The sequence below is a fragment of the Actinomadura violacea genome, assembly GCF_017573465.1.
GTDB classification, from domain to species: domain Bacteria; phylum Actinomycetota; class Actinomycetes; order Streptosporangiales; family Streptosporangiaceae; genus Spirillospora; species Spirillospora violacea.
In genome coordinates this window covers 1-23,943 of record NZ_JAGEPF010000013.1, presented here as the reverse complement: position 1 = coordinate 23,943, position 23,943 = coordinate 1, and the positions used below count along the sequence as shown (strand labels likewise).

Below are 23,943 nucleotides of genomic sequence, written 5' to 3'. Positions count from 1 at the left end.
GCCGATGAGACGCCTCTCGCCGCAGATCGCCACGATCGTCCTCGGTGTGCTCGTCGTCGCGCTCGCCGTCCTCACCGGTGTCTACTCCGTCCGCGTGTACCACGGCAAGGACGCCTCCGACCAGCGCGCCAAGGCGACGCAGTCGGCCCGCCAGATGGGCGTCAACCTGATGACGATCAGCTCGTCGTCCGCCCAGAAGGACATCGACCGGATCATGGCCGGCGCCACCGGCGACCTGAAGAACAAGCTCGGCTCCCAGGCCAAGACCCTGATGGACACGCTGAAGCAGACGCAGGCCAAGTCGACCGTCAACCAGGTCGAGGCCGGGGTCGTCTCCATGGACGGCGATTCCGCCGAGGTGATGGTCTCCCTCAACGGGACCGTCACCAACCCGAAGGTGAAGGACGGCGCCCCCCGCGCCTACCGGTACCTGATGGAGCTCAGCCGGGTCGGTGACCGCTGGCTCGTCGCCAACCTGGAGGTGGTCCCGTGACCATGCTCGGCCGGGGCAAGCGCTCCGCACCGGAGAAGGGCAAGGGCCCTCGCAAGGGCGACGCCGCAGGCAAGGACGGCGGTGCCGGCAAGGAAGGTGAGGGCCGCACCAAGACGGCCGCCGAGCAGGCCGCCAAGGCCGAGGAGGCCGCCGAGGCGGCACGGCTCGCCGAGGAGGCCGCTGAGCGCGCGCGCGAAGCCGCGCGGCTGGCGCAGATCGCCGCGGACGCGGCGGCCGCCGTCGACGAGGCCGAGGACGCCGAGGACACCGACGACGACGGCGAGGACGCCCCCGCCAAGGCGAAGAGCGCCGTCAAATCGCCTGTGAAGCCCCGGCGCACCAAGAAGGCCCCCGAAAGCGAGCCGGAGGCCGACGAGCCCGCAGCGGACGACTCAGCCCCCGCTGAGGTGTCGGACGCCGACGTCGACGAGGTCGAGACGGGCGCCAAGCCCGAGATCGACGTCGACGCCGAGGACGACTCCGAAGAGGGCGCCGAGGCGGAGGACGGCGCCGAAGACGACGCCGACGACGCCGAAGACGAGGACGACGCCGACGAGCCCGAGGCCAAGCGCGGCAAGAGGCCGAGCCTCAAGAAGACCGCCAAGGTCGTGGCCGTCGACGAGGACGAGGACGACGACGAGCCGGGCCGCCGCTTCGGCACGGGCCGGTTCACGCTGCTCGCCGTGCTGGTCGTCCTGGTCCTCGGGTTCGGCACCGCGGCGGTGATGCTGATCCTCAAGGACCAGAAGCAGAGCGCCACGGACGACGCCCGCAAGAACGGCCTGTGGGCCGCGTCCAAGGCCGCCCAGGAGCTGTCGTCCTACGACTTCCGGACGATCGACACCGACACCAGGGCCGCCGCCGCCATGACGACGGGCAAGCTGCACGACGACTACGTGAAGCAGATCCCGTCGTTCAAGCAGCAGGCGGTCGCGCAGCAGCTCGTCGGGACGACGACGGTGATGAAGACCGGTGCGATCAGCGCGTCCCCGGACAAGGTCGTGGCGCTCGTCTACGCCGACCGCTCGTCGGCGACCAAGAACGACAAGACGCAGCAGCTCCCCGAGTCGCTGCGGCTGAAGATGACCATGGTCAAGGTCCACGGCAAGTGGCTGGCCCAGAAGGTCGACGTCATCTCCTGAAGGCGCCCGCCGGCCGCGCGCCGGCCCGGCACCGCCGCCTCGGGCGGCCACCCTCCGCGGGTGGCCGCCCGAGGCGTTTCCGGGAGGGTTCGGGGCGTTCGCGGAGGGTCCGGAGCGGCGCGTCGCAGGCCGCGCGGGGAGGCGCTGTAGCCGGTGCTTCGGCCGGGCGGGCGCGGACCCCTAAACTATGGCCTTCCTCACTGCAGGTCAGAGCCCGAAAAGTCCAAGTCCGCTCTTGACTGCAAGGCCCTGAGGGGCGATGCTCCATGGCAACGTGATGCATACTGCGGCGCTAGAGTTGCGAGCGGTGTACCGGTCGGCTACACTGCCCCTTTGCGCTGCCCTCTGACTATCCACGTGTGAGAGCACTCCCGAGCGGGTCCGTTTTGGACCCTAACGCACGGGTCTTGAACGTGGGTCGTCTGGCGTGCGTGTCGTCAGTTACGCCGCGAGCCCTCGGAAGGACCACCACTCTTGGCAGCCTCGCGCAACGCCTCGAATACCGCAACCGGTCCGAACCGCGTCTCCTTCGCGCGCATCAAGGAGCCGCTCGAAGTCCCGGACCTCCTTGCTCTGCAGACCAACTCCGTTGACTGGCTGCTGGGCAACGAGAGGTGGAAGGCCCGGGTCGAGGCGGCCCAGAAGGCCGGAAGTAAGAGCGTCCCGACCCAGTCGGGGCTGGAGGAGATCTTCGAAGAGATCAGTCCGATCGAGGACTTCTCCGGGACCATGTCCCTGTCGTTCCGGGATCACCGGTTCGAGCCGCCCAAGTACTCCGTCGAGGAGTGCAAGGACAAGGACATGACCTACTCCGCCCCGCTGTTCGTCACGGCGGAGTTCATCAACAACACCACCGGTGAGATCAAGAGCCAGACGGTGTTCATGGGCGACTTCCCGCTCATGACCCCGAAGGGCACCTTCATCATCAACGGCACCGAGCGCGTCGTGGTCTCGCAGCTGACCCGCTCGCCCGGCGTGTACTTCGACCGCGCCCTCGACAAGGCGTCCGACAAGGACATCTACGGCTGCCGGGTCATCCCGAGCCGCGGCGCCTGGCTCGAGTTCGAGATCGACAAGCGCGACAACGTCGGCGTGCGCATCGACCGCAAGCGCAAGCAGCCGGTCACCGTGCTGCTCAAGGCCCTCGGCTGGGACGAGGCCCGCATCCGCGAGCACTTCGGCGCCTACGAGTCGATCAACGTCACCCTGGAGAAGGACCACACCTCCGGCCAGGACGACGCCCTCCTCGACATCTACCGCAAGCTGCGGCCGGGCGAGCCGCCGACCCGCGAGTCGGCGCAGACCCTGCTGGAGAACCTGTACTTCAACCCCAAGCGGTACGACGTCGCCAAGGTCGGCCGTTACAAGATCAATAAGAAGCTCGGCCTCGACCTGGACATGCGCCAGGGCACCCTGACCGAGGACGACATCGTCGCCACGATCGAGTACCTCGTCCGGCTGCACGCCGGCGAGGAGGAGGCCACCCTCGGGGCCGTCGCCGTGCCGATCGAGGTCGACGACATCGACCACTTCGGCAACCGGCGCCTGCGCACGGTCGGCGAGCTCATCCAGAACCAGGTCCGGCTGGGCCTGGCCCGCATGGAGCGCGTCGTCCGCGAGCGGATGACCACCCAGGACGTCGAGGCGATCACGCCGCAGACCCTGATCAACATCCGGCCGGTCGTCGCCTCCATCAAGGAGTTCTTCGGCACCAGCCAGCTGTCGCAGTTCATGGACCAGACCAACCCGCTGGCCGGGCTGACGCACAAGCGCCGCCTGAACGCGCTGGGTCCGGGCGGTCTGTCGCGTGAGCGCGCCGGCATGGAGGTCCGCGACGTCCACCCGTCGCACTACGGCCGCATGTGCCCGATCGAGACGCCGGAAGGCCCGAACATCGGCCTGATCGGCTCGCTCGCCGCGTTCGGCCGGGTCAACCCGTTCGGTTTCGTCGAGACCCCGTACCGCAAGGTCGAGGACGGCCGGGTCACCGACCAGATCGACTACCTGACGGCCGACGAGGAGGACCGCTTCGTCATCGCGCAGGCCAACTCCCTGCTCAACGAGGACGGCACCTTCCAGGACGACCGCATCCTGGTCCGCCGCAAGGGCGGCGAGGTCGAGCTCGTCCCGGCCCGCGAGGTCCAGTACATGGACGTCTCGGCCCGGCAGATGACCTCGGTCGCCACCGCGATGATCCCGTTCCTGGAGCACGACGACGCCAACCGCGCGCTGATGGGCTCCAACATGCAGCGCCAGTCCGTCCCGCTGCTGCGCAGCGAGGCGCCGCTGGTCGGCACCGGCATGGAGTACCGCGCGGCGACCGACGCCGGCGACGTGATCACGGCCGAGAAGGCCGGCGTCGTCGAGGAGGTCTCGGCCGACTACGTGACCGTCATGAACGACGACGGCACCCGGACGACCTACCGCGTGTCCAAGTTCAAGCGCTCCAACCAGGGCACCTGCTTCAACCAGAAGCCGATCGTGGAGGAGGGCCAGCGGGTCGAGTTCGGGCAGGTCGTCGCCGACGGCCCGTGCACCGACACCGGCGAGATGGCGCTCGGCAAGAACCTCCTCGTGGCGTTCATGCCGTGGGAGGGCCACAACTACGAGGACGCCATCATCCTCAGCCAGCGGCTGGTGCAGGACGACGTCCTCTCCTCGATCCACATCGAGGAGCACGAGGTCGACGCCCGCGACACCAAGCTCGGCCCCGAGGAGATCACCCGGGACATCCCGAACGTCTCCGAGGAGGTCCTGGCCGACCTCGACGAGCGCGGCATCATCCGCATCGGCGCGGACGTCGTCCCCGGCGACATCCTGGTCGGCAAGGTCACGCCCAAGGGCGAGACGGAGCTGACCCCCGAGGAGCGGCTGCTGCGCGCGATCTTCGGCGAGAAGGCCCGCGAGGTCCGCGACACCTCCCTGAAGGTGCCGCACGGTGAAGAGGGCAAGGTCATCGGCGTCCGGGTGTTCTCCCGCGACGAGGGCGACGAGCTCCCGCCCGGCGTGAACGAGCTGGTCCGGGTGTACGTGGCCCAGAAGCGCAAGATCACCGACGGCGACAAGCTGGCCGGCCGGCACGGCAACAAGGGCGTCATCTCCAAGATCCTCCCGGTCGAGGACATGCCGTTCCTGGAGGACGGGACGCCGGTCGACATCGTGCTCAACCCGCTGGGCGTGCCCGGCCGGATGAACGTCGGCCAGGTCCTGGAGACCCACCTCGGCTGGGTCGCCTCCCGCGGCTGGAAGGTCGAGGGCGAGGACGCCGACTGGAAGCGCGCGCTCAAGGAGATCGGCGCGGACGAGGCCCCGCCGTGGACCAACACCGCCACGCCGGTGTTCGACGGTGCGCGCGAGACCGACGTCACCGGGCTGATCCAGAGCACGCTGCCCAACCGCGACGGCAACCGGATGGTGGGCCCGGGCGGCAAGGCGAAGCTGTTCGACGGCCGCACCGGTGAGCCGTACAGCGACCCGATCTCGGTCGGCTACATCTACATCCTCAAGCTGCTCCACCTGGTCGACGACAAGATCCACGCTCGGTCGACCGGCCCCTACTCCATGATCACCCAGCAGCCGCTCGGCGGTAAGGCCCAGTTCGGCGGGCAGCGCTTCGGTGAGATGGAGGTCTGGGCGCTGGAGGCGTACGGCGCCGCCTACGCCCTGCAGGAGCTGCTGACCATCAAGTCCGACGACGTCCTCGGCCGCGTGAAGGTGTACGAGGCCATCGTCAAGGGCGAGAACATCCCCGAGCCCGGCATTCCCGAGTCCTTCAAGGTGCTCATCAAGGAGATGCAGTCGCTCTGCCTCAACGTCGAGGTGCTCTCCAGCGACGGCATGTCCATCGAGATGCGCGACACCGACGAGGACGTCTTCCGCGCCGCGGAGGAGCTCGGCATCGACCTGTCCCGGCGCGAGCCGAGCAGTGTCGAAGAGGTCTGATCAACTCAAGGGGAAAACAGTTGCTTGACGTCAACTTCTTCGACGAGCTTCGCATCGGCCTGGCGACCGCCGACGACATCCGCCAGTGGTCCCACGGCGAGGTGAAGAAGCCGGAGACGATCAACTACCGCACCCTCAAGCCGGAGAAGGACGGGCTCTTCTGCGAGAAGATCTTCGGTCCGACCCGGGACTGGGAGTGCTACTGCGGCAAGTACAAGCGCGTCCGGTTCAAGGGCATCATCTGCGAGCGCTGCGGCGTCGAGGTGACCCGCGCCAAGGTGCGCCGTGAGCGGATGGGCCACATCGAGCTGGCCGCGCCGGTCACGCACATCTGGTACTTCAAGGGCGTCCCGTCGCGCCTGGGCTACCTGCTGGACCTGGCCCCGAAGGATCTCGAGAAGATCATCTACTTCGCGGCCTACATGATCACCAGCGTGGACGCCGAGCGCCGCGACCGCGACCTGCCGACGCTGGAGGCCCACATCTCCGTGGAGCGCCAGCAGATCGAGCAGGCCCGCGACGCGCAGGTCGAGGCCCGCCAGCAGAAGCTGGAGGGCGACCTCGGCGAGCTCGAGGAGGCCGGCGCGAAGGCCGACCAGAAGCGCAAGGTGCGCGACGGCGCCGAGCGGGAGATGAAGCAGCTGCGCGACCGCGCGCAGCGCGAGCTCGACCGCCTCGACGAGGTGTGGAGCCGGTTCAAGAACCTCAAGGTCCAGGACCTGGAGGGCGACGAGCTGCTCTACCGCGAGATGCGCGACCGGTTCGGCAAGTACTTCGAGGGCGGCATGGGCGCCGCGGCCATCCAGGCCCGGCTGCAGAACTTCGACCTCGACGCCGAGGCCGAGAAGCTGCGCGACATCATCCGCACCGGCAAGGGCCAGAAGAAGGCCCGCGCCCTCAAGCGGCTGAAGGTCGTCTCGGCGTTCCTCAACACCCGCAACAGCCCGCTCGGCATGGTGCTGGACTGCATCCCGGTGATCCCGCCGGACCTGCGTCCGATGGTGCAGCTGGACGGCGGCCGCTTCGCGACCTCCGACCTGAACGACCTGTACCGCCGGGTCATCAACCGCAACAACCGGCTCAAGCGCCTGCTCGACCTCGGCGCGCCCGAGATCATCGTCAACAACGAGAAGCGGATGCTGCAGGAGGCCGTCGACGCGCTGTTCGACAACGGCCGCCGCGGCCGCCCGGTCACCGGGCCGGGCAACCGTCCGCTGAAGTCGCTGTCCGACATGCTCAAGGGCAAGCAGGGCCGGTTCCGGCAGAACCTGCTGGGCAAGCGCGTCGACTACTCCGGCCGTTCGGTCATCGTCGTCGGCCCGCAGCTGAAGCTGCACCAGTGCGGCCTGCCCAAGCAGATGGCGCTGGAGCTGTTCAAGCCGTTCGTCATGAAGCGGCTGGTCGACCTCAACCACGCGCAGAACATCAAGTCCGCCAAGCGGATGGTCGAGCGCGCGCGCCCGGTCGTGTGGGACGTGCTGGAAGAGGTCATCACCGAGCACCCGGTGCTGCTGAACCGTGCGCCGACCCTGCACCGGCTGGGCATCCAGGCGTTCGAGCCGCAGCTGGTCGAGGGCAAGGCCATCCAGATCCACCCGCTCGTCTGCACCGCGTTCAACGCGGACTTCGACGGCGACCAGATGGCGGTGCACCTGCCGCTGTCGGCCGAGGCGCAGGCCGAGGCCCGGATCCTGATGCTGTCGACGAACAACATCCTGAAGCCGTCGGACGGCAAGCCCGTCACCATGCCCACCCAGGACATGGTCATCGGCCTGTACTGGCTGACGACGCAGAAGGACGGCGCCGACGGCGAGGGCCGCGCGTTCGGCGGCATCGCCGAGGGCATCATGGCCTACGACCGGGGCGAGCTGGACCTCCAGGCGAAGATCCACATCCGGCTGAAGGACGTCCCGCCGCCGCGCGGCTGGCAGGCGCCCGAGGGCTACGAGCCCGGCCAGCCGTACCGGCTGGAGACGACGCTCGGCCGCGCGCTGTTCAACGAGGCGCTGCCGGACGACTTCCCGTTCGTCAACGACGAGATCGGCAAGAAGCAGCTGTCGGCGATCGTCAACGAGCTGGCCGAGACCTACCCGAAGGTCGCGGTGGCCAACGCGCTGGACGCGCTGAAGAGCACCGGGTTCCACTGGGCCACCCGGTCCGGTGTGACCATCTCCATCGACGACGTCGTCACGCCGCCGAACAAGGCCGACATCCTGAGCGGCTACGAGGCGCGCGCGGAGAAGGTGCAGCGCGAGTTCAACCGCGGCCTGATCACCGATGACGAGCGCAAGCAGGAGCTCATCGAGATCTGGAACAAGGCCACCGCGGACGTCGCGGTGGACATGGAGAAGGCGTTCCCGAAGGCCAACCCGATCTGGATGATGATCCAGTCGGGCGCCCGGGGCAACCCGCTCCAGCTGCGCCAGATCGCCGGCATGCGCGGCCTGGTCTCCAACCCCAAGGGCGAGACCATCCCGCGGCCGATCAAGTCGTCCTTCCGCGAGGGTCTGTCGGTCGTCGAGTACTTCATCTCGACGCACGGCGCCCGGAAGGGCCTCGCGGACACCGCGCTGCGCACCGCCGACTCGGGTTACCTGACCCGGCGCCTGGTGGACGTCGCGCAGGACGTCATCGTCCGCGAGGAGGACTGCGGCACCGACCGGACGATCCCGTTCGAGGTCGCCGAGCGGCTGCCGGACGGCACGCTGGTCAAGCTGGCCACCTCGGAGACCGCGCTGATCGGCCGCACGATCGCCGAGGACGTCGAGGTCGACGGGACGGTCATCTTCCCGGCCGACACCGACCTGTCCGACGCGGTGGTGACGCGGCTGGTCGAGGCGGGCGTGGAGTCGGTGCGCACCCGCAGCGCCCTGGTCTGCGAGGCGAAGATCGGTGTCTGCGCCGCCTGCTACGGCCGCTCGCTGGCCACCGGCAAGCGGGTGGACGTCGGCGAGGCCGTCGGCATCATCGCCGCGCAGTCGATCGGTGAGCCCGGCACCCAGCTGACCATGCGGACGTTCCACACCGGCGGTGTCGCCGGCGGTGACATCACGCACGGTCTGCCGCGTGTCCAGGAGCTGTTCGAGGCCCGCATCCCCAAGGGCGTGGCGCCGATCAGCGAGGTCGCCGGCCGGATCAAGATCGACGAGACGGAGAAGACCCGCAAGGTCGTCGTCGTCCCGGACGACGGCTCCGACGAGATCGCCTACCAGGTGCCGATGCGCTCGCGTCTGCTGGTGAAGGAGGGCGAGCACGTCGACGTCGGCCAGCAGCTCATCGCGGGTGCGATCAACCCGCACGAGGTGCTGCGCATCCTCGGCCCCCGCGCGGTGCAGCTGCACCTGGTGCAGGAGGTCCAGGAGGTCTACCGGTCGCAGGGCGTGTCGATCCACGACAAGCACATCGAGATCATCGTCCGCCAGATGCTCAAGCGGGTGAACATCCTCGAGTCGGGCGACACCGAGCTGCTGCCGGGCGACCTGGTGGAGCGGCCGATCTTCGAGGAGACCAACCGGAACGTCGTGGCCGAGGGCGGCACGCCCGCCGCCGGCCGCCCCGTCCTGATGGGCATCACCAAGGCCTCGCTCGCGACCGAGTCGTGGCTGTCGGCGGCGTCCTTCCAGGAGACGACCCGGGTGCTCACCGAGGCCGCGATGCACGCCAAGAGCGACCCGCTGCTGGGCCTCAAGGAGAACGTCATCATCGGTAAGCTCATCCCGGCCGGTACCGGCATGCCGCAGTACCGCAACGTCCGGGTCGAGCCGACCGAGGAGGCGAAGGCGGCGGTGTACTCCGTCGGCTCCTACGACGACGGCGCCGAGTACGCCTTCGGGCAGGGCTCCGGCGAGGCCGTGCCGCTGGAGGAGTACGACTTCGGCCAGTACAACCGGTAACACCTGAACCGGGGGCTCCGTCCCCCGGTGGCGAGGGCCCCTTCCGCTGCGGCGGGAGGGGCCTTCCGCGTTCGCGGCAGGCGATCTACCTGCGGTTTTGCTCGTTTTCTTGACCTTTGAGCGTGTTTTGCGGCGCTGTGCCCGGGGACGACCCAGTTGCTGGATAAAGTCGCGTCGGGGGAGGAAATCGTATGAAGAGGGTCATGACCGCAACACTGCTCGCCACGGCCGTCGTCCTCGGCGGGGTGGGCACCGCGAGTGCCGCCCAGCCGGCCAGGAGCGACCAGGGGACGCAGCAGGACTGCCGCACCTACTCCAGCGTGAAGGCGTGCGGCAAGATCGACCTCAACGCCAAGCAGCGCGCCTGCGCGGAGAAGTACGTCAAGCTGGGAATGACCCACGCGCGAGCCGAGGTGGAGTGCCACGCCTTCGCCTGACCGGCTCGGCTGATCGGTTCGACTGACCGACGCACACGGAAAGGGCCCGCTCCCCGGGGAGCGGGCCCTTCCGCGTCGTCGGGAGGAGTCCCGGGTCAGCGCGGCGGCGCCTGGTCGGTCCACTGCGCGACCTCGAACGCCTGGTAGGACGCCAGGTCGCCGGGGCGGCTGAACCGGTCGGGCATGTTCTTCGCCGCCAGCGACCTCGGCTTCCCGTCGTCCCCCGGGGGCAGCGGGCGGCCGCCCTTCGGCGGCGTCGCCACCAGGTCCTGGACGGCCAGCAGCATCCCGCGGGCCGGGTCGACGATCAGCTCGCGGGTGTAGGTGCCGAGCTGCTTGGGCGCGGTGTAGAGGCCGAGCGGGACCGTGGTCTTCAGCGGCAGCGAGATCACGGTGCCGGAGCGGCCCAGCGGGTCGGCCGTCCGGCCGCCGGCGCGGACGCCGGGCTGCGCCGCGAGCATCCGGAACGCCGCCGCGCGCACCTTCGGCGGCGCGGGCGCCGTGGACAGCAGCGCGATCGTCACCTCGCTCAGCGCCCGGATGCGCTCCTGCCCCCGCAGGGCCCGGATCGGCTCCTTCTTCGCCGTCGCCGTGTACGCGTGCCAGTCCCCCTTCAGGTCCAGCAGCGCGCTCTCCAGCGCCTTCGGCTCGGTGGGGAGCCGGTCGAGCCGCGCCGGAGTGAGCCCGTAGGCCAGGTCGCCGGGCGAGACCGGGAACGGACCGGCCGGGCCGGTGCCCGCCATGTCGAGGTAGACCGAGCCGACCGCCCCCTCCGGGTCCGGGACGCGCACCATTCTGCGCGACCCGGCCGCCCGCCACTTCTGCGCGTCCTGCGCGGTCAGCGGCACGTCGGGCGGGTCGAGGTGGAAGGTCTCGCCGCTGCCGTCCCGGCCCGTCCACGACTCGTTGCCCTGCCGGGAGTCGACCTTGTAGAAGTTCTTCGCGCTGCCTCCGACCGCGTAGATGTCGCCGCTGATGCTCCGGGTGTGCCAGTACGCGCCGAGCGGGGCCTTCTCCGCGTTGGTGGCGGCGACCAGCAGCACGTTCCCCTCCACCAGCGGCGTGACATGCTCCGGCGCGTCGCTCCCGGGCTGCGTCATGACGATGGCGGCGGCGCCGGCGGCCAGGACCGCGGCGAGCCCGCCGGCGAGCGGGAGGCGCAGACGGCGGCGGAGCGGCCGCGGAGCGCTCTCCGGGGCGGGGGAGCCGGTGCCCGCACGCCACCGGATGCGCGAGGCGAGCGCGTCCGGGGACTCATCCTCGGCCAGCGCGGTCCGCATGCCGCGCAGCGCGTCGATCTCATCCATCGCCGTCCTCCTGGGGAAGGGCCTTGCGGAGCTTCGTCCGGGCCCGGTGGATCTTGGCTTTGACGGTGCCGAGCGGCAGGTCGAGCGCGGCGGCGATCTCGCCGTAGGACATCTCGGCCCAGGCCAGCATCAGGACGGCCTCCCGGTCCTGCGCGTTCAGCGACGCCAGGGCCTTCGCCAGCGCGGGGCCGAGCGCCGCGGCGGCCGCCCGGTCCCCGGCGCGCTCGGCGACGCCGTCCTCGGCGGGGTCCACGCCGGTCCGCGCGAACGCCCGGTACATGCGGGTCTCGTGCCGGTGGTGCCGCGCGATCAGGTTGGCGGCGATGCCCCACAGCCAGGCGCCGAAGTCGCGGCGCCCGTCGAACCGCTCCCGCTGCCGGAACGCGGTCGCGAACGACTCCGACACCAGGTCGTCGGCCAGGACGGGGCCGAGCCGCCGCCGGACGTAGGAGTGCAGCCGCGGCGCGTGCCGCCGGAACAGCTCGCCGAACGCCTCCGGGCTGCGCAGCGACGCGGCCACGATCTCCGCGTCGCCGAGCTCGCCGGGCGCGTGACTCACCATGGCCATAGGCGTCTCTTCATGGTGGAGGGTCTCCGTGACTCTGGGGGAGTGCTGACACCTCCTCTATCCCGAAGCCCGCCGCCGGGTTGCGTCCGAAACGGTTTGGTGCTGGCGGACGCGGAGGTGCACGGTGGGGAACGGCGAACCGAGAGGAGAGATCGATGGAACAGGTGCGGCTCGGGACCACCGGGACGAAGGTCTCGCGGATCTGCCTCGGGATGATGAGCTACGGCGACCCTGAGCAGCGTCCCTGGGCGCTGAACGAGGAGGAGGCGGAGCCGATCGTCCGCAGGGCGGTCGAGGCGGGTGTGACATTCTTCGACACCGCCGACATGTACTCGCGCGGCGTGAGCGAAATCATCACCGGGCATCTGCTCGCGAAGCTGTTCCCGCGCCGGGACGACTACGTCCTCGCCACCAAGGTGTGCCTCCCGGTGGGCGACGGTCCCAACGACAGGGGGCTGTCCCGCAAGCACATCATGGCGGGCATTGACGACTCGCTGCGCCGCTTGGGCACCGACTATGTGGACCTCTACCAGATCCATCGCTGGGACTATGACACGCCCATCGAGGAGACCATGGAGGCCCTCCACGACGTGGTGCGCGCGGGCAAGGCGCGGTACATAGGCGCGTCCAGCATGTTCGCGTGGCAGTTCGCCAAGGCGCAGCACCTTGCGGACAAGAACGGCTGGACGAAGTTCGTCACGATGCAGAACCACTACAACCTGCTGTACCGCGAGGAGGAGCGGGAGATGAACCCGTTCTGCGTCGACCAGGGCGTCGGCCTCCTCCCGTGGAGCCCGCTCGCGCGCGGGCGGCTGGCGGGCAACCGCGACCGGGGCGGGCAGACCAACACGGTGCGGGCGGGCAACGACGCCTACGGCGACATGATGTACGACGAGGCCGACTTCGACGTCGTCGACGTCGTCCGCGAGCTCGCGGCGGAGCGGGGCGTCCCCATGGCGCAGGTCGCGCTCGCGTGGCTGCTCGCCCGGCCCGGCGTGACGGCCCCCATCGTCGGCGCCACCAAGGCCGCGCACATCGACGACGCGATCGCGGCGGCCGCCCTCACCCTGGACGAGAAGGAGGTCGAGCGGCTGGAGGCGCCCTACCGGCCGCACCCCGTCCGCGGCCACGGCTGATCCGCCCCCACGGACGTTCATGCAGGTCGCGCCCGCGGCCGGAACGGACCGCGGGCGCGAGACGTCTATCTGGGGCGATGATTTGCGATACCCCCGGCGATCGGGGCAGGCTGGGGGCCAGAACGCCCACGAGCGACCAGACCGCCACGGGGCGAACGAGTGACAGACCCGGGGACCGCACCGCGGATCCCCGGGCGACCGGGACTGAGGAGCCCCGGGACGACGGCGCTGAAGGAGCCCGACGATGACCGAGAATGACGGCACGCAGGGACCGCAGCGGCCGTTGCCGGAGGACGAGGGCCGGCCGGCCCCCGAGGAGCGGGGCGAGCCGCCCGCGCGCCCCCTGGGCGACCGGACCGTGGTGTTCGGCGCTCCCCAGCTCGGCGGCGCGGCCGGCGGGCAGCGGCCCCCCGCGCCGCAGCAGCCCGGCGAGCCGGAGCGGCAGGCGCCTCCGCCGCCGCCCCCGACGATGGTCGAGCAGCCGATGCCGCAGTACGGCGAGCAGCCCCCGGCGCCGCCCCAGCAGCAGTACGGCGCACCGCAGTACGAGCAGCCGCAGTACGAGCAGCCGCAGGAGCAGCAGCCGTACGGGCAGCCGCCCGCGGGCCAGGCGCCCTACGGCGCGCCCCCCGGCCCGGGCGGCTTCCCGCCGCCGGACCAGCAGTACGGCGCCCCCCAGGGCCAGCCCTACGAGCAGCAGCAGTACGAGCAGCAGCAGTACGGCCAGCCTCCGCAGCAGGACCAGTACGGCCAGCCGCAGCAGGGGTACCCGCAGCAGCCGATGCACGCCGCCCCGCAGGAGCAGCAGCCCTACGGGCAGCCGCCGTTCGGCGGCCAGGGCGGGTACGCGCCGCCCGCCGAGCCGCGCTCGCCCGAGGGCGGGGCGCCCGCCGAGCAGGCGCCGCCGGTCCCGGGGCAGCCGCAGGACGCGGGCAACGACCGCACCCTGATCGTCCCCGGCCCGGGCACGGGCCCGCAGCCGGAGCCCGAGCGGCCGCAGCGGCCCCCGGTGGACGACCAGGCGACGCTGCACTGGTCACCCGGCACCGACGTCCCCGTCGCGACCGGTCCCGAGCGCCGGCAGGAGCCGCCTGCCGAACCGTGGCAGGCGCCCGTCCCGCCGTCGACGCCCGAGCCGTGGTCGCCGGGCCGGCAGCCGGGCCAGGGGCAGGGCCAGGCCGACCACGAGCGGACGATGATGGTCCCGCCGCCCGACTCGGGCTTCGGCGCCCCGCAGGCCGAGGAGCCGCCCGCGTTCGGCGCGCCCGCCGACCGCGGCGTCGAGGACGCCCGGCCGACCGAGGCGTTCGACCCGTCCGCGCAGGCGCAGGGCCGGCACGCCGCGGAGCCGTCCGGGGGGATGGCCGAGCACACCCGGCTGGACATCGGGCAGCAGGCGTGGCAGCCGCAGGGCCAGCAGCAGCCGCCGGCGCAGTCCGGCGCGCAGCAGTTCGGCCAGGACCAGCAGTACGGCCAGCAGGACTACGGGCAACAGCAGGGCGCCCAGCAGTTCGGGCAGCAGGGCGAGCAGCAGCAGTACGGCACGCCGCAGTTCGGCGCCCAGCAGGACCAGCAGCAGTACGGCCAGCAGCCCGGCCAGCAGTTCGGCGGTCAGCAGCAGGACTACGGTCAGCAGGGCTTCGGCCAGCAGCAGGACTACGGGCAGCAGCAGGGCGCCCAGCAGTTCGGGCAGCAGGGTGACCAGCAGCAGTACGGCGGGCAGCAGGGATTCGGCCAGCCGGCGCAGCAGGGTCAGTTCGGGCAGCCGGGCCAGTACGGGCAGCCGACCGCCTATGGGACCGACGAGGGCAAGGGCGGCAAGAACAACACGCTGCTCTACGTCATCGGCGGCGGCGTCATCGCGGTGATCGTCATCGTGCTGGTCGTCGCCTTCGTGCTCTAGCGCGCCGTCCGGCACGGCCCGGCGGGGGGACGGCGTAAAAGCTCGTCCACGTCTTCCCCAACCGCCGGGATGTGGGACACAATGCCGACGGGTCTTCCCGCCTCCGGGCGGGAACACCCGTCGGCCTTTTTCCGTTGGTCCCTACGGCGAGTCGGCTTTCGAGGTCCTTCCGGGGTTGCGCCGGACGGGGCTCGCGCGGTAGTGCGCCGTTCGCTTTGCACTTTCGCGACGGGGTCGGTAACCTCTTCACTTGTGCCCGCTGTGTGCGGGCCGCTATGCGTGCGCGTCGGCGAGGTCCGGTAGGACCGGCCAGCGCCGCATCTACTCCCCGGCTTGATTCGGCCCTGAGATGGGCCGGGCGGTCTGTGTCGGATGTTGACGGGCAATGCTCCGTGAACCGGCGACACGCCCGACCGCGTGGGTCGGAGAGGTCGGGAAACCGGCAGGTCACAGCCTCGCCTGAGGTGGTGATTGCAGCACTAAGACTTACCGGCTCGGTACGAGGGAAGACGGAGACGCGGTGCCCACGATCCAGCAGCTGGTCCGCAAGGGCCGCCAGGACAAGGTGACCAAGAACAAGACGCCCGCGCTGCAGGCGAGCCCCCAGCGCCGGGGTGTCTGCACGCGCGTCTACACGACGACGCCCAAGAAGCCGAACTCCGCGCTTCGCAAGGTCGCCCGTGTCCGGCTGACCAGCGGGATTGAGGTCACGGCCTACATCCCCGGCGTCGGTCACAACCTGCAGGAGCACTCGATCGTGCTCGTGCGCGGCGGCCGTGTGAAGGACCTCCCGGGTGTTCGGTACAAGATCATCCGCGGGTCGCTCGACACTCAGGGCGTCCGCAACCGCAAGCAGGCGCGCAGCAAGTACGGCGCGAAGAAGGAGAAGAGCTGATGCCGCGCAAGGGCCCTGCTGGCAAGCGCCAGCTGATCGCTGACCCGGTGTACAACTCGCCGCTGGTCACTGCGCTCATCAACAAGATTCTCCTGGACGGCAAGCGTTCCATCGCGCAGAGCATCGTGTACGACGCTCTGGAGGGCGCCCGCGAGAAGACCGGCAACGACCCGGTCGTCACGCTGAAGCGCGCGCTCGACAACGTCAAGCCGACCCTGGAGGTCCGCAGCCGCCGTGTCGGTGGCGCGACCTACCAGGTCCCCGTGGAGGTGCGGCCGGCCCGCAGCACCACCCTCGCCCTGCGCTGGCTGGTGGTGTACGCCCGGCAGCGCCGCGAGAAGACCATGACCGAGCGGCTGATGAACGAGCTGCTCGACGCGAGCAACGGCCTCGGCGCGTCTGTCAAGAAGCGCGAGGACACCCACAAGATGGCGGAGTCCAACAAGGCCTTCGCCCACTACCGCTGGTAATCCCGGCGGGTTGAGAACGACGAGACGACGCGAGGACGCGAGGACACTGTGGCTACCAAAACCGGTGTAGACCTGGCCAAGGTCCGCAACATCGGGATCATGGCCCATATCGACGCTGGCAAGACCACGACGACCGAGCGGATCCTGTACTACACGGGCATCAGCTACAAGATCGGCGAGGTCCACGACGGCGCCGCCACCATGGACTGGATGGAGCAGGAGCAGGAGCGGGGGATCACCATCACCTCCGCCGCCACCACCTGCGAATGGCCCGTCGACGACGTCAAGCACACGATCAACATCATCGACACCCCCGGGCACGTCGACTTCACCATCGAGGTGGAGCGCAACCTGCGGGTGCTCGACGGCGCGGTCGCGGTGTTCGACGGGGTCGCCGGTGTGGAGCCGCAGTCCGAGACGGTGTGGCGGCAGGCCGACCGCTACGGCGTGCCCCGCATGTGCTTCGTCAACAAGCTCGACCGGGTCGGCGCGGAGTTCCACCGCTGCGTCGACATGATCGAGAACCGCCTCAACGCGGTCCCGCTCGTGCTGCAGCTGCCGATCGGCGCCGAGGCCGACTTCAAGGGCGTCATCGACCTGGTGACCATGAAGGCCCTCGTCTGGAACGAGGAGGCCAAGCTCGGCGAGATGTACGACACGGTCGACATCCCCGAGACGCACGCCGAGTCGGCGCGCGAGTGGCACGACAAGCTGGTCGAGACCCTCGCCGAGAACGACGACGAGATCATGGAGCTGTACCTGGAGGGCGCCGAGCCCACCGTGGAGCAGCTGCACGCCGGCATCCGGCGCGCGACGATCGCCGCGAAGCTCAGCCCGGTGACGTGCGGCACGGCCTTCAAGAACAAGGGCGTGCAGCCGCTGCTGGACGCGATCGTCCGCTACCTGCCGTCGCCGCTGGACGTGGAGGCCATCGAGGGCCACGCCGTCCGCGACGAGGAGAAGGTCCTGGTCCGCAAGCCGAGCGAGGACGAGCCGTTCTCCGCGCTGGCCTTCAAGATCGCCAGCGACCCGCACCTGGGCAAGCTCACCTTCGTCCGCGTGTACTCCGGCGTGCTGGAGTCCGGCGCGAACGTGATGAACTCCGTCAAGGAGCGCAAGGAGCGCATCGGCAAGATCTACCGGATGCACGCCAACAAGCGCACCGAGATCGAGCGCGCGGGCGCCGGCGACATCGTCGCGGTGATGGGCCTCAAGCAGACCACCACCGGTGAGACGCTGTGCGACGAGAAGAACCCGATCGTCCTCGAGTCGATGAACTTCCCGGCGCCGGTCATCCACGTGGCGATCGAGCCGAAGACCAAGGCCGACCAGCAGAAGCTGGGCACCGCGATCCAGCGGCTGGCCGAGGAGGACCCGTCCTTCCAGGTCCGCACCGAGGAGGACACCGGCCAGACCGTCATCTCCGGGATGGGCGAGCTCCACCTGGAGATCCTCGTCGACCGGATGAAGCGCGAGTTCAAGGTCGACGCCAACGTCGGCAAGCCGCAGGTGGCCTACCGCGAGACCATCAGCAAGAAGGTCGAGAAGGTCGAGTACACCCACAAGAAGCAGACGGGTGGCTCCGGCCAGTTCGGCCGCGTGATCATCGACCTGGAGCCGCTCGGCGGCGGGTCCGACGGTTACGAGTTCGAGAACAAGGTCACCGGCGGCCGCATCCCGCGGGAGTACATCCCGTCGGTCGACGCGGGCTGCCAGGAGGCCGCCGAGTTCGGTGTCCTCGCCGGCTACCCGATGGTCGGCGTCAAGGTCACTCTGCGGGACGGCGCCTACCACGAGGTCGACTCGTCGGAGATGGCGTTCAAGGTCGCCGGTTCCATGGCGTTCAAGGAGGCCGCCCGCAAGGCGTCCCCGACGCTGCTGGAGCCGATGATGGCCGTCGAGGTCACCACGCCCGAGGACAACATGGGCGACGTGATCGGCGACCTCAACAGCCGCCGCGGCCAGGTCCAGTCCATGGACGAGCGGAGCGGGATGCGGGTCATCAAGGCGCTCGTGCCGCTGTCCGAGATGTTCGGCTACGTGGGTGATCTGCGCAGCAAGACCCAGGGCCGGGCTGTCTTCACCATGCAGTTCGACTCCTACGCCGAGGTTCCGGGGAACGTCGCGCAGGAGATCATCGCCAAGGCGCGGGGCGAGTAAGCACCCGGGCCTGCCCACAGATCACACCAGACGTACATCGAAGCGGTCGTTCCAGACGGCCGAGGATCGCAACAAGGAGCAACCAGTGGCGAAGGCCAAGTTCGAGCGGACGAAGCCGCACGTGAACATCGGCACCATCGGTCACATCGACCACGGTAAGACCACGCTTACCGCGGCGATCACCAAGGTGCTCCACGACAAGTACCCGGACCTCAACCCCTTCACGCCGTTCGAGGACATCGACAAGGCGCCGGAGGAGCGCGAGCGCGGCATCACGATCTCCATCGCGCACGTCGAGTACCAGACCGAGTCCCGGCACTACGCGCACGTGGACTGCCCCGGTCACGCGGACTACATCAAGAACATGATCACCGGTGCGGCGCAGATGGACGGCGCCATCCTGGTGGTCGCCGCGACCGACGGCCCGATGCCGCAGACCAAGGAGCACGTGCTCCTGGCCCGCCAGGTCGGCGTCCCCTACATCGTCGTCGCGCTGAACAAGTGCGACATGGTGGACGACGAGGAGATCCTGGAGCTCGTCGAGCTCGAGGTCCGCGAGCTGCTGTCGGAGTACGAGTTCCCGGGCGACGACGTCCCCGTCGTGCGCGTGTCCGCCTTCCAGGCGCTGCAGGGCGACGAGAAGTGGGCCGAGTCCATCGTCGAGCTGATGAACGCCGTCGACGAGAACGTGCCCGAGCCGGTGCGCGACACCGAGAAGCCGTTCCTGATGCCGATCGAGGACGTCTTCTCGATCACCGGCCGCGGCACGGTCGTCACCGGCCGCATCGAGCGCGGTGTCGTGAACGTCAACGAGGAAGTCGAGATCATCGGCATCAAGGACACCTCGTCCAAGACGACCGTCACCGGCGTCGAGATGTTCCGCAAGCTGCTCGACCAGGGCCAGGCGGGCGACAACGTCGGCCTGCTGCTGCGCGGCATCAAGCGCGAGGACGTCGAGCGCGGCCAGTGCGTCATCAAGCCGGGCACCAACACCCCGCACACCGAGTTCGAGGCGCAGGTCTACATCCTGTCCAAGGACGAGGGCGGCCGGCACACGCCGTTCTTCAACAACTACCGTCCGCAGTTCTACTTCCGGACCACGGACGTCACCGGCGTGGTGAACCTCCCCGAGGGCACCGAGATGGTCATGCCGGGCGACAACACCGAGATGCGCGTCGAGCTGATCCAGCCCGTCGCCATGGAGGAGGGCCTGAAGTTCGCCATCCGTGAGGGTGGCCGGACGGTCGGCGCCGGTCGCGTCACCAAGGTCATCAAGTAAGACCCCTCGTGGACGCGGCGGCCCGGCCGCCAGCAGCAGCCGGCAGCCGGGCCGCCGCGTCACGACCAGGAAGTAAACAGCGGCACTACAGCAAAGGACACCGAGGCCACCATGGCGGGACAGAAGATCCGCATCCGGCTCAAGGCCTACGACCACGAGGTCATCGACACCTCCGCGAAGAAGATCGTTGAGACGGTGACGCGGACGGGCGCCAAGGTCGCGGGCCCGGTGCCGCTGCCGACCGAGAAGAACGTGTACTGCGTCATCCGCTCGCCGCACAAGTACAAGGACAGCCGCGAGCACTTCGAGATGCGCACGCACAAGCGGTTGATCGACATCATCGACCCGACGCCCAAGACGGTCGACTCGCTGATGCGGCTCGACCTTCCGGCCGGCGTTGACATCGAGATCAAGCTCTGAGGGACGCATCGCAAATGAGCACGCAGAGGAAGGGCGTCCTGGGCGAGAAGCTCGGCATGACCCAGGTCTTCGACGATGAGGGCCGGATCGTTCCGGTGACCGTCGTCCAGGCCGGGCCGTGTGTCGTCACGCAGCTCCGCACCCAGGAGAAGGACGGCTACACCGCCGTCCAGATCGGGTACGGGCAGATCGACCCGCGCAAGGTGAACAAGCCGAGCACGGGCCACTTCGAGAAGGCCGGCGTCACGCCGCGCCGCTACCTCGTCGAGCTGCGCTCCGATGACACCACCGAGTACGAGCTCGGCCAGGAGATCACCGCTGGCGTCTTCGAGGCCGGCCAGAAGATCGACGTCACCGGCACGAGCAAGGGCAAGGGCACCGCGGGCGTCATGAAGCGGCACGGCTTCAAGGGCCTCAGCGCTTCGCACGGCACCCAGCGCAAGCACCGCTCGCCGGGGTCGATCGGCGGCTGCGCGACCCCGGGTCGCGTCTTCAAGGGCCTCCGCATGGCGGGACGGCACGGCAACGCCCGTACCACCGTGCAGAACCTGACCCTCCACGCCGTCGACGCGGAGAAGAACCTGCTGCTCATCAAGGGCGCGGTTCCCGGTCCCAACGGCGCCGTGGTGCTGGTCCGCGACGCAGTGAAGGGGACGGGCAAGTGACCTCCAAGATCGACATCGACCTGCCCGCGGAGGTCTTCGACGCGAAGACCAGCGTGCCGCTGATCCACCAGGTCGTGGTGGCGCAGCTGGCCGCGGCGCGGCAGGGCACGCACTCCACCAAGACCCGCGGTGAGGTGTCCGGCGGCGGCAAGAAGCCGTACCGGCAGAAGGGCACCGGCCGCGCCCGCCAGGGTTCGACCCGCGCGCCCCAGTTCGCCGGCGGCGGCGTGGTGCACGGCCCGCAGCCGCGGGACTACTCGCAGCGGACACCCAAGAAGATGAAGGCCGCCGCGCTGCGCGGCGCCCTGTCCGACCGCGCCCGCTACGGCCGGGTGCACGTGGTCGACCACATCATCGAGGGCGACACCCCGAAGACGAAGACGGCGCTGACGGCGCTGCGCTCGGTCACCGAGGCCAAGCGCGTCCTCCTGGTCCTGGACCGCGAGGACGAGCTGACCTGGAAGAGCCTGCGCAACGAGCCGAGCGTGCACGTTCTCGTCTCCGACCAGCTCAACACCTACGACGTGCTGGTGAACGATGACGTCGTCTTCACGCAGAAGGCGTACGACGAGTTCATCTCGCGCGCGGCGAAGAAGTAAGGAGGGTCGCTCATGAACAAGATCGCCGACCCCCGCGACGTCATCATCGCGCCGGTCGTCTCGGAGAAGAGCTACGGGCTGCTGGACGAGAACAAGTACACCTTCGTCGTCCGGACCGACGCCAACAAGACGCAGATCAAGCAGGCCGTCGAGTCGGTGTTCGGTGTCAAGGTGACGAACGTGAACACGCTCAACCGGCCCGGCAAGCGCAAGCGCACCCGGTTCGGCTACGGCAAGCGCAAGGACACCAAGCGCGCCATCGTCAGCCTCGCCGAGGGCGAGCGGATCGACATCTTCGGCGGCCCGGCCTAACCGGCCTGGGCTCCGGAGACTGAAATAGGGATGAACGAATAAGATGGGCATCCGTAACTACAAGCCGACGACTCCGGGTCGTCGCGGCTCGAGCGTGGCCGACTTCGTCGAGGTCACGCGCAGCGAGCCGGAGAAGTCGCTGCTGCGTCCTCTCCCGAAGAAGGGCGGCCGCAACAACCACGGCCGTATCACGACCCGGCACCAGGGCGGCGGCCACAAGCGCGCCTACCGCGTGATCGACTTCCGCCGGCACGACAAGGACGGCGTTCCGGCGAAGGTCGCGCACATCGAGTACGACCCGAACCGCACCGCCCGCATCGCGCTGCTGCACTACGCGGACGGCGAGAAGCGCTACATCCTCGCGCCGCGGAACCTGCGCCAGGGCGACCGGGTCGAGAACGGGCCGGGCGCGGACATCAAGCCGGGCAACTGCCTGCCGCTGCGCAACATCCCGACGGGTACCGTCATCCACGCCATCGAGCTGCGGCCCGGCGGCGGCGCCAAGATCGCCCGCTCCGCGGGCGCCGGCGTCCAGCTGCTGGCCAAGGAGGGCAAGTACGCCACGCTGCGCATGCCCTCGGGCGAGATGCGGATGGTGGACGTGCGCTGCCGCGCGACGGTCGGCGAGGTCGGCAACGCCGAGCAGTCGAACATCAACTGGGGCAAGGCCGGCCGGATGCGGTGGAAGGGCAAGCGCCCGACCGTCCGCGGTGTGGCCATGAACCCGATCGACCACCCGCACGGTGGTGGTGAGGGCAAGACCTCCGGCGGTCGGCACCCGGTGAACCCGAACGGTAAGAAGGAAGGCCGCACTCGCCAGGCGAACAAGTCGAGCGACCGGCTGATCGTCCGTCGTCGCAGCAAGAAGAAGCGGTAGGAGTCGCTCGTCATGCCACGTAGCCTTAAGAAGGGCCCCTTCGTGGACGACCACCTGATGAAGAAGGTGGACGTCCAGAACGAGAAGGGCACCAAGAACGTCATCAAGACGTGGTCCCGGCGCTCCATGATCGTGCCGGACATGATCGGTCACACGATCGCCGTGCACGACGGCCGCAAGCACGTGCCGGTGTTCGTCACCGACGCCATGGTGGGCCACAAGCTCGGCGAGTTCGCGCCGACGCGGACGTTCCGCAGCCACGTCAAGGAAGACCGCCGCAGCCGCCGAGGCTGAGCGGGCAGTTCGTAGGAGAGAGGGAACAGCGATGGAAGCCAGGGCCCAGGCGCGGTTCATCCGCGTCACGCCCATGAAGGCCCGCCGCGTGGTGGACCTCATCCGCGGCCTGCCTGCCGCGGAGGCGCAGGCGGTGCTGCGGTTCGCCCCCCAGGCCGCCAGTGAGCCGGTGGGCAAGGTGCTGGCCAGTGCCATTGCCAACGCCGAGCACAACTTCAAGCTCGACACGGGCACGCTCGTCGTGAGCGGCGCGTGGGTCGACGAGGGGCCGACGCTGAAGCGTTTCCGCCCCCGCGCCCAGGGTCGGGCTTACCGCATCAACAAGCGCACGAGCCACATCACCGTGGTCGTCGCCCCGAAGGACGAGGTCGCTTCGGCCGGCGGTAAGAAGACGAGGAGGGCCCGGTAGTGGGTCAGAAGATCAACCCGCACGGGTTCCGCCTGGGCGTCACCACCGACCACAAGAGCGTGTGGTTCGCCACGAAGCTCTACAAGGACTACGTCAAGGAAGACGTCCAGATCCGGCGCATGCTGCAGAAGGGCATGGACCGGGCGGGCATCTCCAAGGTGGAGATCGAGCGGACCCGTGACCGTGTCGAGGTCAACATCCACACCGCCCGGCCGGGCATCGTCATCGGCCGCCGCGGCGCGGAGGCCGAGCGCCTCCGGGGCGACCTGGAGAAGCTGACCGGCAAGCAGGTCCGGCTGAACATCCTCGAGGTGAAGAACCCCGAGATCGACGCGCAGCTCGTCGCGCAGGGCGTGGCCGAGCAGCTGTCCAGCCGGGTCGCGTTCCGCCGTGCGATGCGCAAGGCGATCCAGTCGGCGATGAAGTCCGGCGCCAAGGGCATCAAGGTGCAGTGCGGCGGCCGTCTCGGCGGCGCCGAGATGTCGCGGTCGGAGTTCTACCGCGAGGGCCAGGTCCCGCTGCACACGCTGCGCGCCGACATCGACTACGGGTTCTACGAGGCCCGTACGACGTTCGGCCGCATCGGCGTGAAGGTGTGGATCTACAAGGGCGAGGCCGCGGCGACGCGCGCCGAGCGCGAGCAGAAGGCCGCGCAGCAGCGCGCCACCGGCGGTGGCGGCGGTGGCCGCGAGCGCCGTGGCGGCGGCGGCGACCGTCGCGGTGGCGGCGGGCGCGGCGGCCG

General features: G+C 69.6%; 21 protein-coding genes. 19 read left to right on the top strand and 2 right to left on the bottom strand.

Annotated features, from left to right (window positions below; all coding sequences use genetic code 11):
- Positions 1-4 precede the first annotated feature (4 nt).
- The 5 genes from J4709_RS21255 to J4709_RS21235 all read left to right on the top strand — a co-directional run bounded on the left by J4709_RS21255 (position 5) and on the right by J4709_RS21235 (position 9,907).
- On the top strand, positions 5-493 hold the full coding sequence (locus tag J4709_RS21255) for an Rv1363c family protein (RefSeq protein WP_208243404.1): 489 nt from the start codon (positions 5-7) through the stop codon (positions 491-493).
- Between the two features lie 2 nt (positions 494-495).
- Positions 496-1,635 carry an Rv1363c family protein gene (locus tag J4709_RS21250; RefSeq protein WP_504740143.1) on the top strand — a complete coding sequence of 380 codons (1,140 nt, stop codon included), beginning with the start codon at positions 496-498 and terminating at the stop codon, positions 1,633-1,635.
- Positions 1,636-2,109: 474 nt separating this feature from the next.
- Positions 2,110-5,577, top strand: a complete 3,468-nt coding sequence (gene rpoB / locus J4709_RS21245) for a DNA-directed RNA polymerase subunit beta (RefSeq protein WP_208243400.1) — start codon at positions 2,110-2,112, stop codon at positions 5,575-5,577.
- Between the two features lie 20 nt (positions 5,578-5,597).
- Positions 5,598-9,470, top strand: a complete 3,873-nt coding sequence (locus tag J4709_RS21240; protein WP_208243398.1) for a DNA-directed RNA polymerase subunit beta' — start codon at positions 5,598-5,600, stop codon at positions 9,468-9,470.
- A 203-nt stretch (positions 9,471-9,673) separates the two neighbouring features.
- Positions 9,674-9,907: a hypothetical protein gene (locus J4709_RS21235; protein WP_208243396.1), complete on the top strand. Its 234-nt coding sequence runs from the start codon at positions 9,674-9,676 to the stop codon at positions 9,905-9,907.
- Between the two features lie 95 nt (positions 9,908-10,002).
- Here the strand turns inward: J4709_RS21235 and J4709_RS21230 are convergent, their stop codons facing one another.
- Both J4709_RS21230 and J4709_RS21225 read right to left on the bottom strand, forming a co-directional pair.
- Positions 10,003-11,214, bottom strand: a complete 1,212-nt coding sequence (locus J4709_RS21230) for a CU044_5270 family protein (RefSeq protein ID WP_208243394.1) — start codon at positions 11,212-11,214, stop codon at positions 10,003-10,005.
- Positions 11,207-11,782, bottom strand: a complete 576-nt coding sequence (locus J4709_RS21225) for an RNA polymerase sigma factor (protein WP_232383845.1) — start codon at positions 11,780-11,782, stop codon at positions 11,207-11,209. The genes J4709_RS21230 and J4709_RS21225 overlap by 8 nt, the downstream gene beginning before the upstream one ends.
- Before the next feature lie 155 nt (positions 11,783-11,937).
- Between J4709_RS21225 and J4709_RS21220 the strand changes: the two genes are divergently transcribed.
- From J4709_RS21220 to rpsC, 14 genes are all read left to right on the top strand, one after another.
- Complete coding sequence (locus J4709_RS21220) at positions 11,938-12,918, top strand: aldo/keto reductase (protein ID WP_208243392.1); 981 nt, start codon at positions 11,938-11,940, stop codon at positions 12,916-12,918.
- A gap of 244 nt (positions 12,919-13,162) precedes the next feature.
- A complete protein-coding gene (locus tag J4709_RS21215) occupies positions 13,163-14,821 on the top strand; it encodes a hypothetical protein (protein ID WP_208243391.1) in 1,659 nt (552 codons plus the stop codon).
- A 520-nt stretch (positions 14,822-15,341) separates the two neighbouring features.
- A complete protein-coding gene (gene rpsL, locus J4709_RS21210) occupies positions 15,342-15,716 on the top strand; it encodes a 30S ribosomal protein S12 (RefSeq protein ID WP_067629379.1) in 375 nt (124 codons plus the stop codon).
- Complete coding sequence (gene rpsG, locus J4709_RS21205; protein ID WP_021597494.1) at positions 15,716-16,186, top strand: 30S ribosomal protein S7; 471 nt, start codon at positions 15,716-15,718, stop codon at positions 16,184-16,186. The genes rpsL and rpsG overlap by 1 nt, the downstream gene beginning before the upstream one ends.
- A gap of 48 nt (positions 16,187-16,234) precedes the next feature.
- Positions 16,235-18,346, top strand: a complete 2,112-nt coding sequence (fusA, locus tag J4709_RS21200; RefSeq protein ID WP_208243389.1) for an elongation factor G — start codon at positions 16,235-16,237, stop codon at positions 18,344-18,346.
- Positions 18,347-18,431: 85 nt separating this feature from the next.
- Positions 18,432-19,625 carry an elongation factor Tu gene (gene tuf / locus J4709_RS21195; RefSeq protein ID WP_173098566.1) on the top strand — a complete coding sequence of 398 codons (1,194 nt, stop codon included), beginning with the start codon at positions 18,432-18,434 and terminating at the stop codon, positions 19,623-19,625.
- A gap of 111 nt (positions 19,626-19,736) precedes the next feature.
- Entirely contained in the window at positions 19,737-20,045 is a 309-nt protein-coding gene (rpsJ, locus tag J4709_RS21190) for a 30S ribosomal protein S10 (protein ID WP_018657599.1), read from the top strand.
- A gap of 14 nt (positions 20,046-20,059) precedes the next feature.
- Positions 20,060-20,710: a 50S ribosomal protein L3 gene (gene rplC, locus J4709_RS21185; RefSeq protein ID WP_173098567.1), complete on the top strand. Its 651-nt coding sequence runs from the start codon at positions 20,060-20,062 to the stop codon at positions 20,708-20,710.
- Complete coding sequence (gene rplD, locus J4709_RS21180) at positions 20,707-21,309, top strand: 50S ribosomal protein L4 (protein WP_208243386.1); 603 nt, start codon at positions 20,707-20,709, stop codon at positions 21,307-21,309. The genes rplC and rplD overlap by 4 nt, the downstream gene beginning before the upstream one ends.
- 12 nt (positions 21,310-21,321) lie before the next feature.
- Positions 21,322-21,621 carry a 50S ribosomal protein L23 gene (rplW, locus tag J4709_RS21175; protein ID WP_151543206.1) on the top strand — a complete coding sequence of 100 codons (300 nt, stop codon included), beginning with the start codon at positions 21,322-21,324 and terminating at the stop codon, positions 21,619-21,621.
- 43 nt (positions 21,622-21,664) lie between these two features.
- Positions 21,665-22,498, top strand: coding sequence for a 50S ribosomal protein L2 (rplB, locus tag J4709_RS21170; protein WP_151543207.1), 834 nt, complete (start codon positions 21,665-21,667; stop codon positions 22,496-22,498).
- A 12-nt stretch (positions 22,499-22,510) separates the two neighbouring features.
- Positions 22,511-22,792: a 30S ribosomal protein S19 gene (gene rpsS / locus J4709_RS21165; protein WP_148347474.1), complete on the top strand. Its 282-nt coding sequence runs from the start codon at positions 22,511-22,513 to the stop codon at positions 22,790-22,792.
- Between the two features lie 31 nt (positions 22,793-22,823).
- Positions 22,824-23,201 carry a 50S ribosomal protein L22 gene (gene rplV / locus J4709_RS21160; protein WP_151543208.1) on the top strand — a complete coding sequence of 126 codons (378 nt, stop codon included), beginning with the start codon at positions 22,824-22,826 and terminating at the stop codon, positions 23,199-23,201.
- Positions 23,201-23,943 (top strand): 30S ribosomal protein S3 (rpsC, locus tag J4709_RS21155; protein ID WP_208243381.1); only part of this gene is annotated, 743 nt, incomplete at its 3' end. The genes rplV and rpsC, both read left to right, overlap by 1 nt.

Bases quoted from the DNA above. Each gene is read 5' to 3' on its own strand.
- J4709_RS21215 (WP_208243391.1), top strand. From the start codon at position 13,163: ATGACCGAGAATGACGGCACGCAGGGACCGCAGCGGCCGTTGCCGGAG.
- rpsS (WP_148347474.1), top strand. From the start codon at position 22,511: ATGCCACGTAGCCTTAAGAAGGGCCCCTTCGTGGACGACCACCTGATG.
- rplW (WP_151543206.1), top strand. From the start codon at position 21,322: ATGAACAAGATCGCCGACCCCCGCGACGTCATCATCGCGCCGGTCGTC.
- J4709_RS21250 (WP_504740143.1), top strand. From the start codon at position 496: ATGCTCGGCCGGGGCAAGCGCTCCGCACCGGAGAAGGGCAAGGGCCCT.
- rplV (WP_151543208.1), top strand. From the start codon at position 22,824: ATGGAAGCCAGGGCCCAGGCGCGGTTCATCCGCGTCACGCCCATGAAG.
- J4709_RS21235 (WP_208243396.1), top strand. From the start codon at position 9,674: ATGACCGCAACACTGCTCGCCACGGCCGTCGTCCTCGGCGGGGTGGGC.
- rpsJ (WP_018657599.1), top strand. From the start codon at position 19,737: ATGGCGGGACAGAAGATCCGCATCCGGCTCAAGGCCTACGACCACGAG.
- J4709_RS21230 (WP_208243394.1), bottom strand. From the start codon at position 11,214: ATGGATGAGATCGACGCGCTGCGCGGCATGCGGACCGCGCTGGCCGAG.
- rplC (WP_173098567.1), top strand. From the start codon at position 20,060: ATGAGCACGCAGAGGAAGGGCGTCCTGGGCGAGAAGCTCGGCATGACC.
- rpsG (WP_021597494.1), top strand. From the start codon at position 15,716: ATGCCGCGCAAGGGCCCTGCTGGCAAGCGCCAGCTGATCGCTGACCCG.
- J4709_RS21220 (WP_208243392.1), top strand. From the start codon at position 11,938: ATGGAACAGGTGCGGCTCGGGACCACCGGGACGAAGGTCTCGCGGATC.
- J4709_RS21255 (WP_208243404.1), top strand. From the start codon at position 5: ATGAGACGCCTCTCGCCGCAGATCGCCACGATCGTCCTCGGTGTGCTC.
- J4709_RS21225 (WP_232383845.1), bottom strand. From the start codon at position 11,782: ATGGCCATGGTGAGTCACGCGCCCGGCGAGCTCGGCGACGCGGAGATC.
- rplB (WP_151543207.1), top strand. From the start codon at position 21,665: ATGGGCATCCGTAACTACAAGCCGACGACTCCGGGTCGTCGCGGCTCG.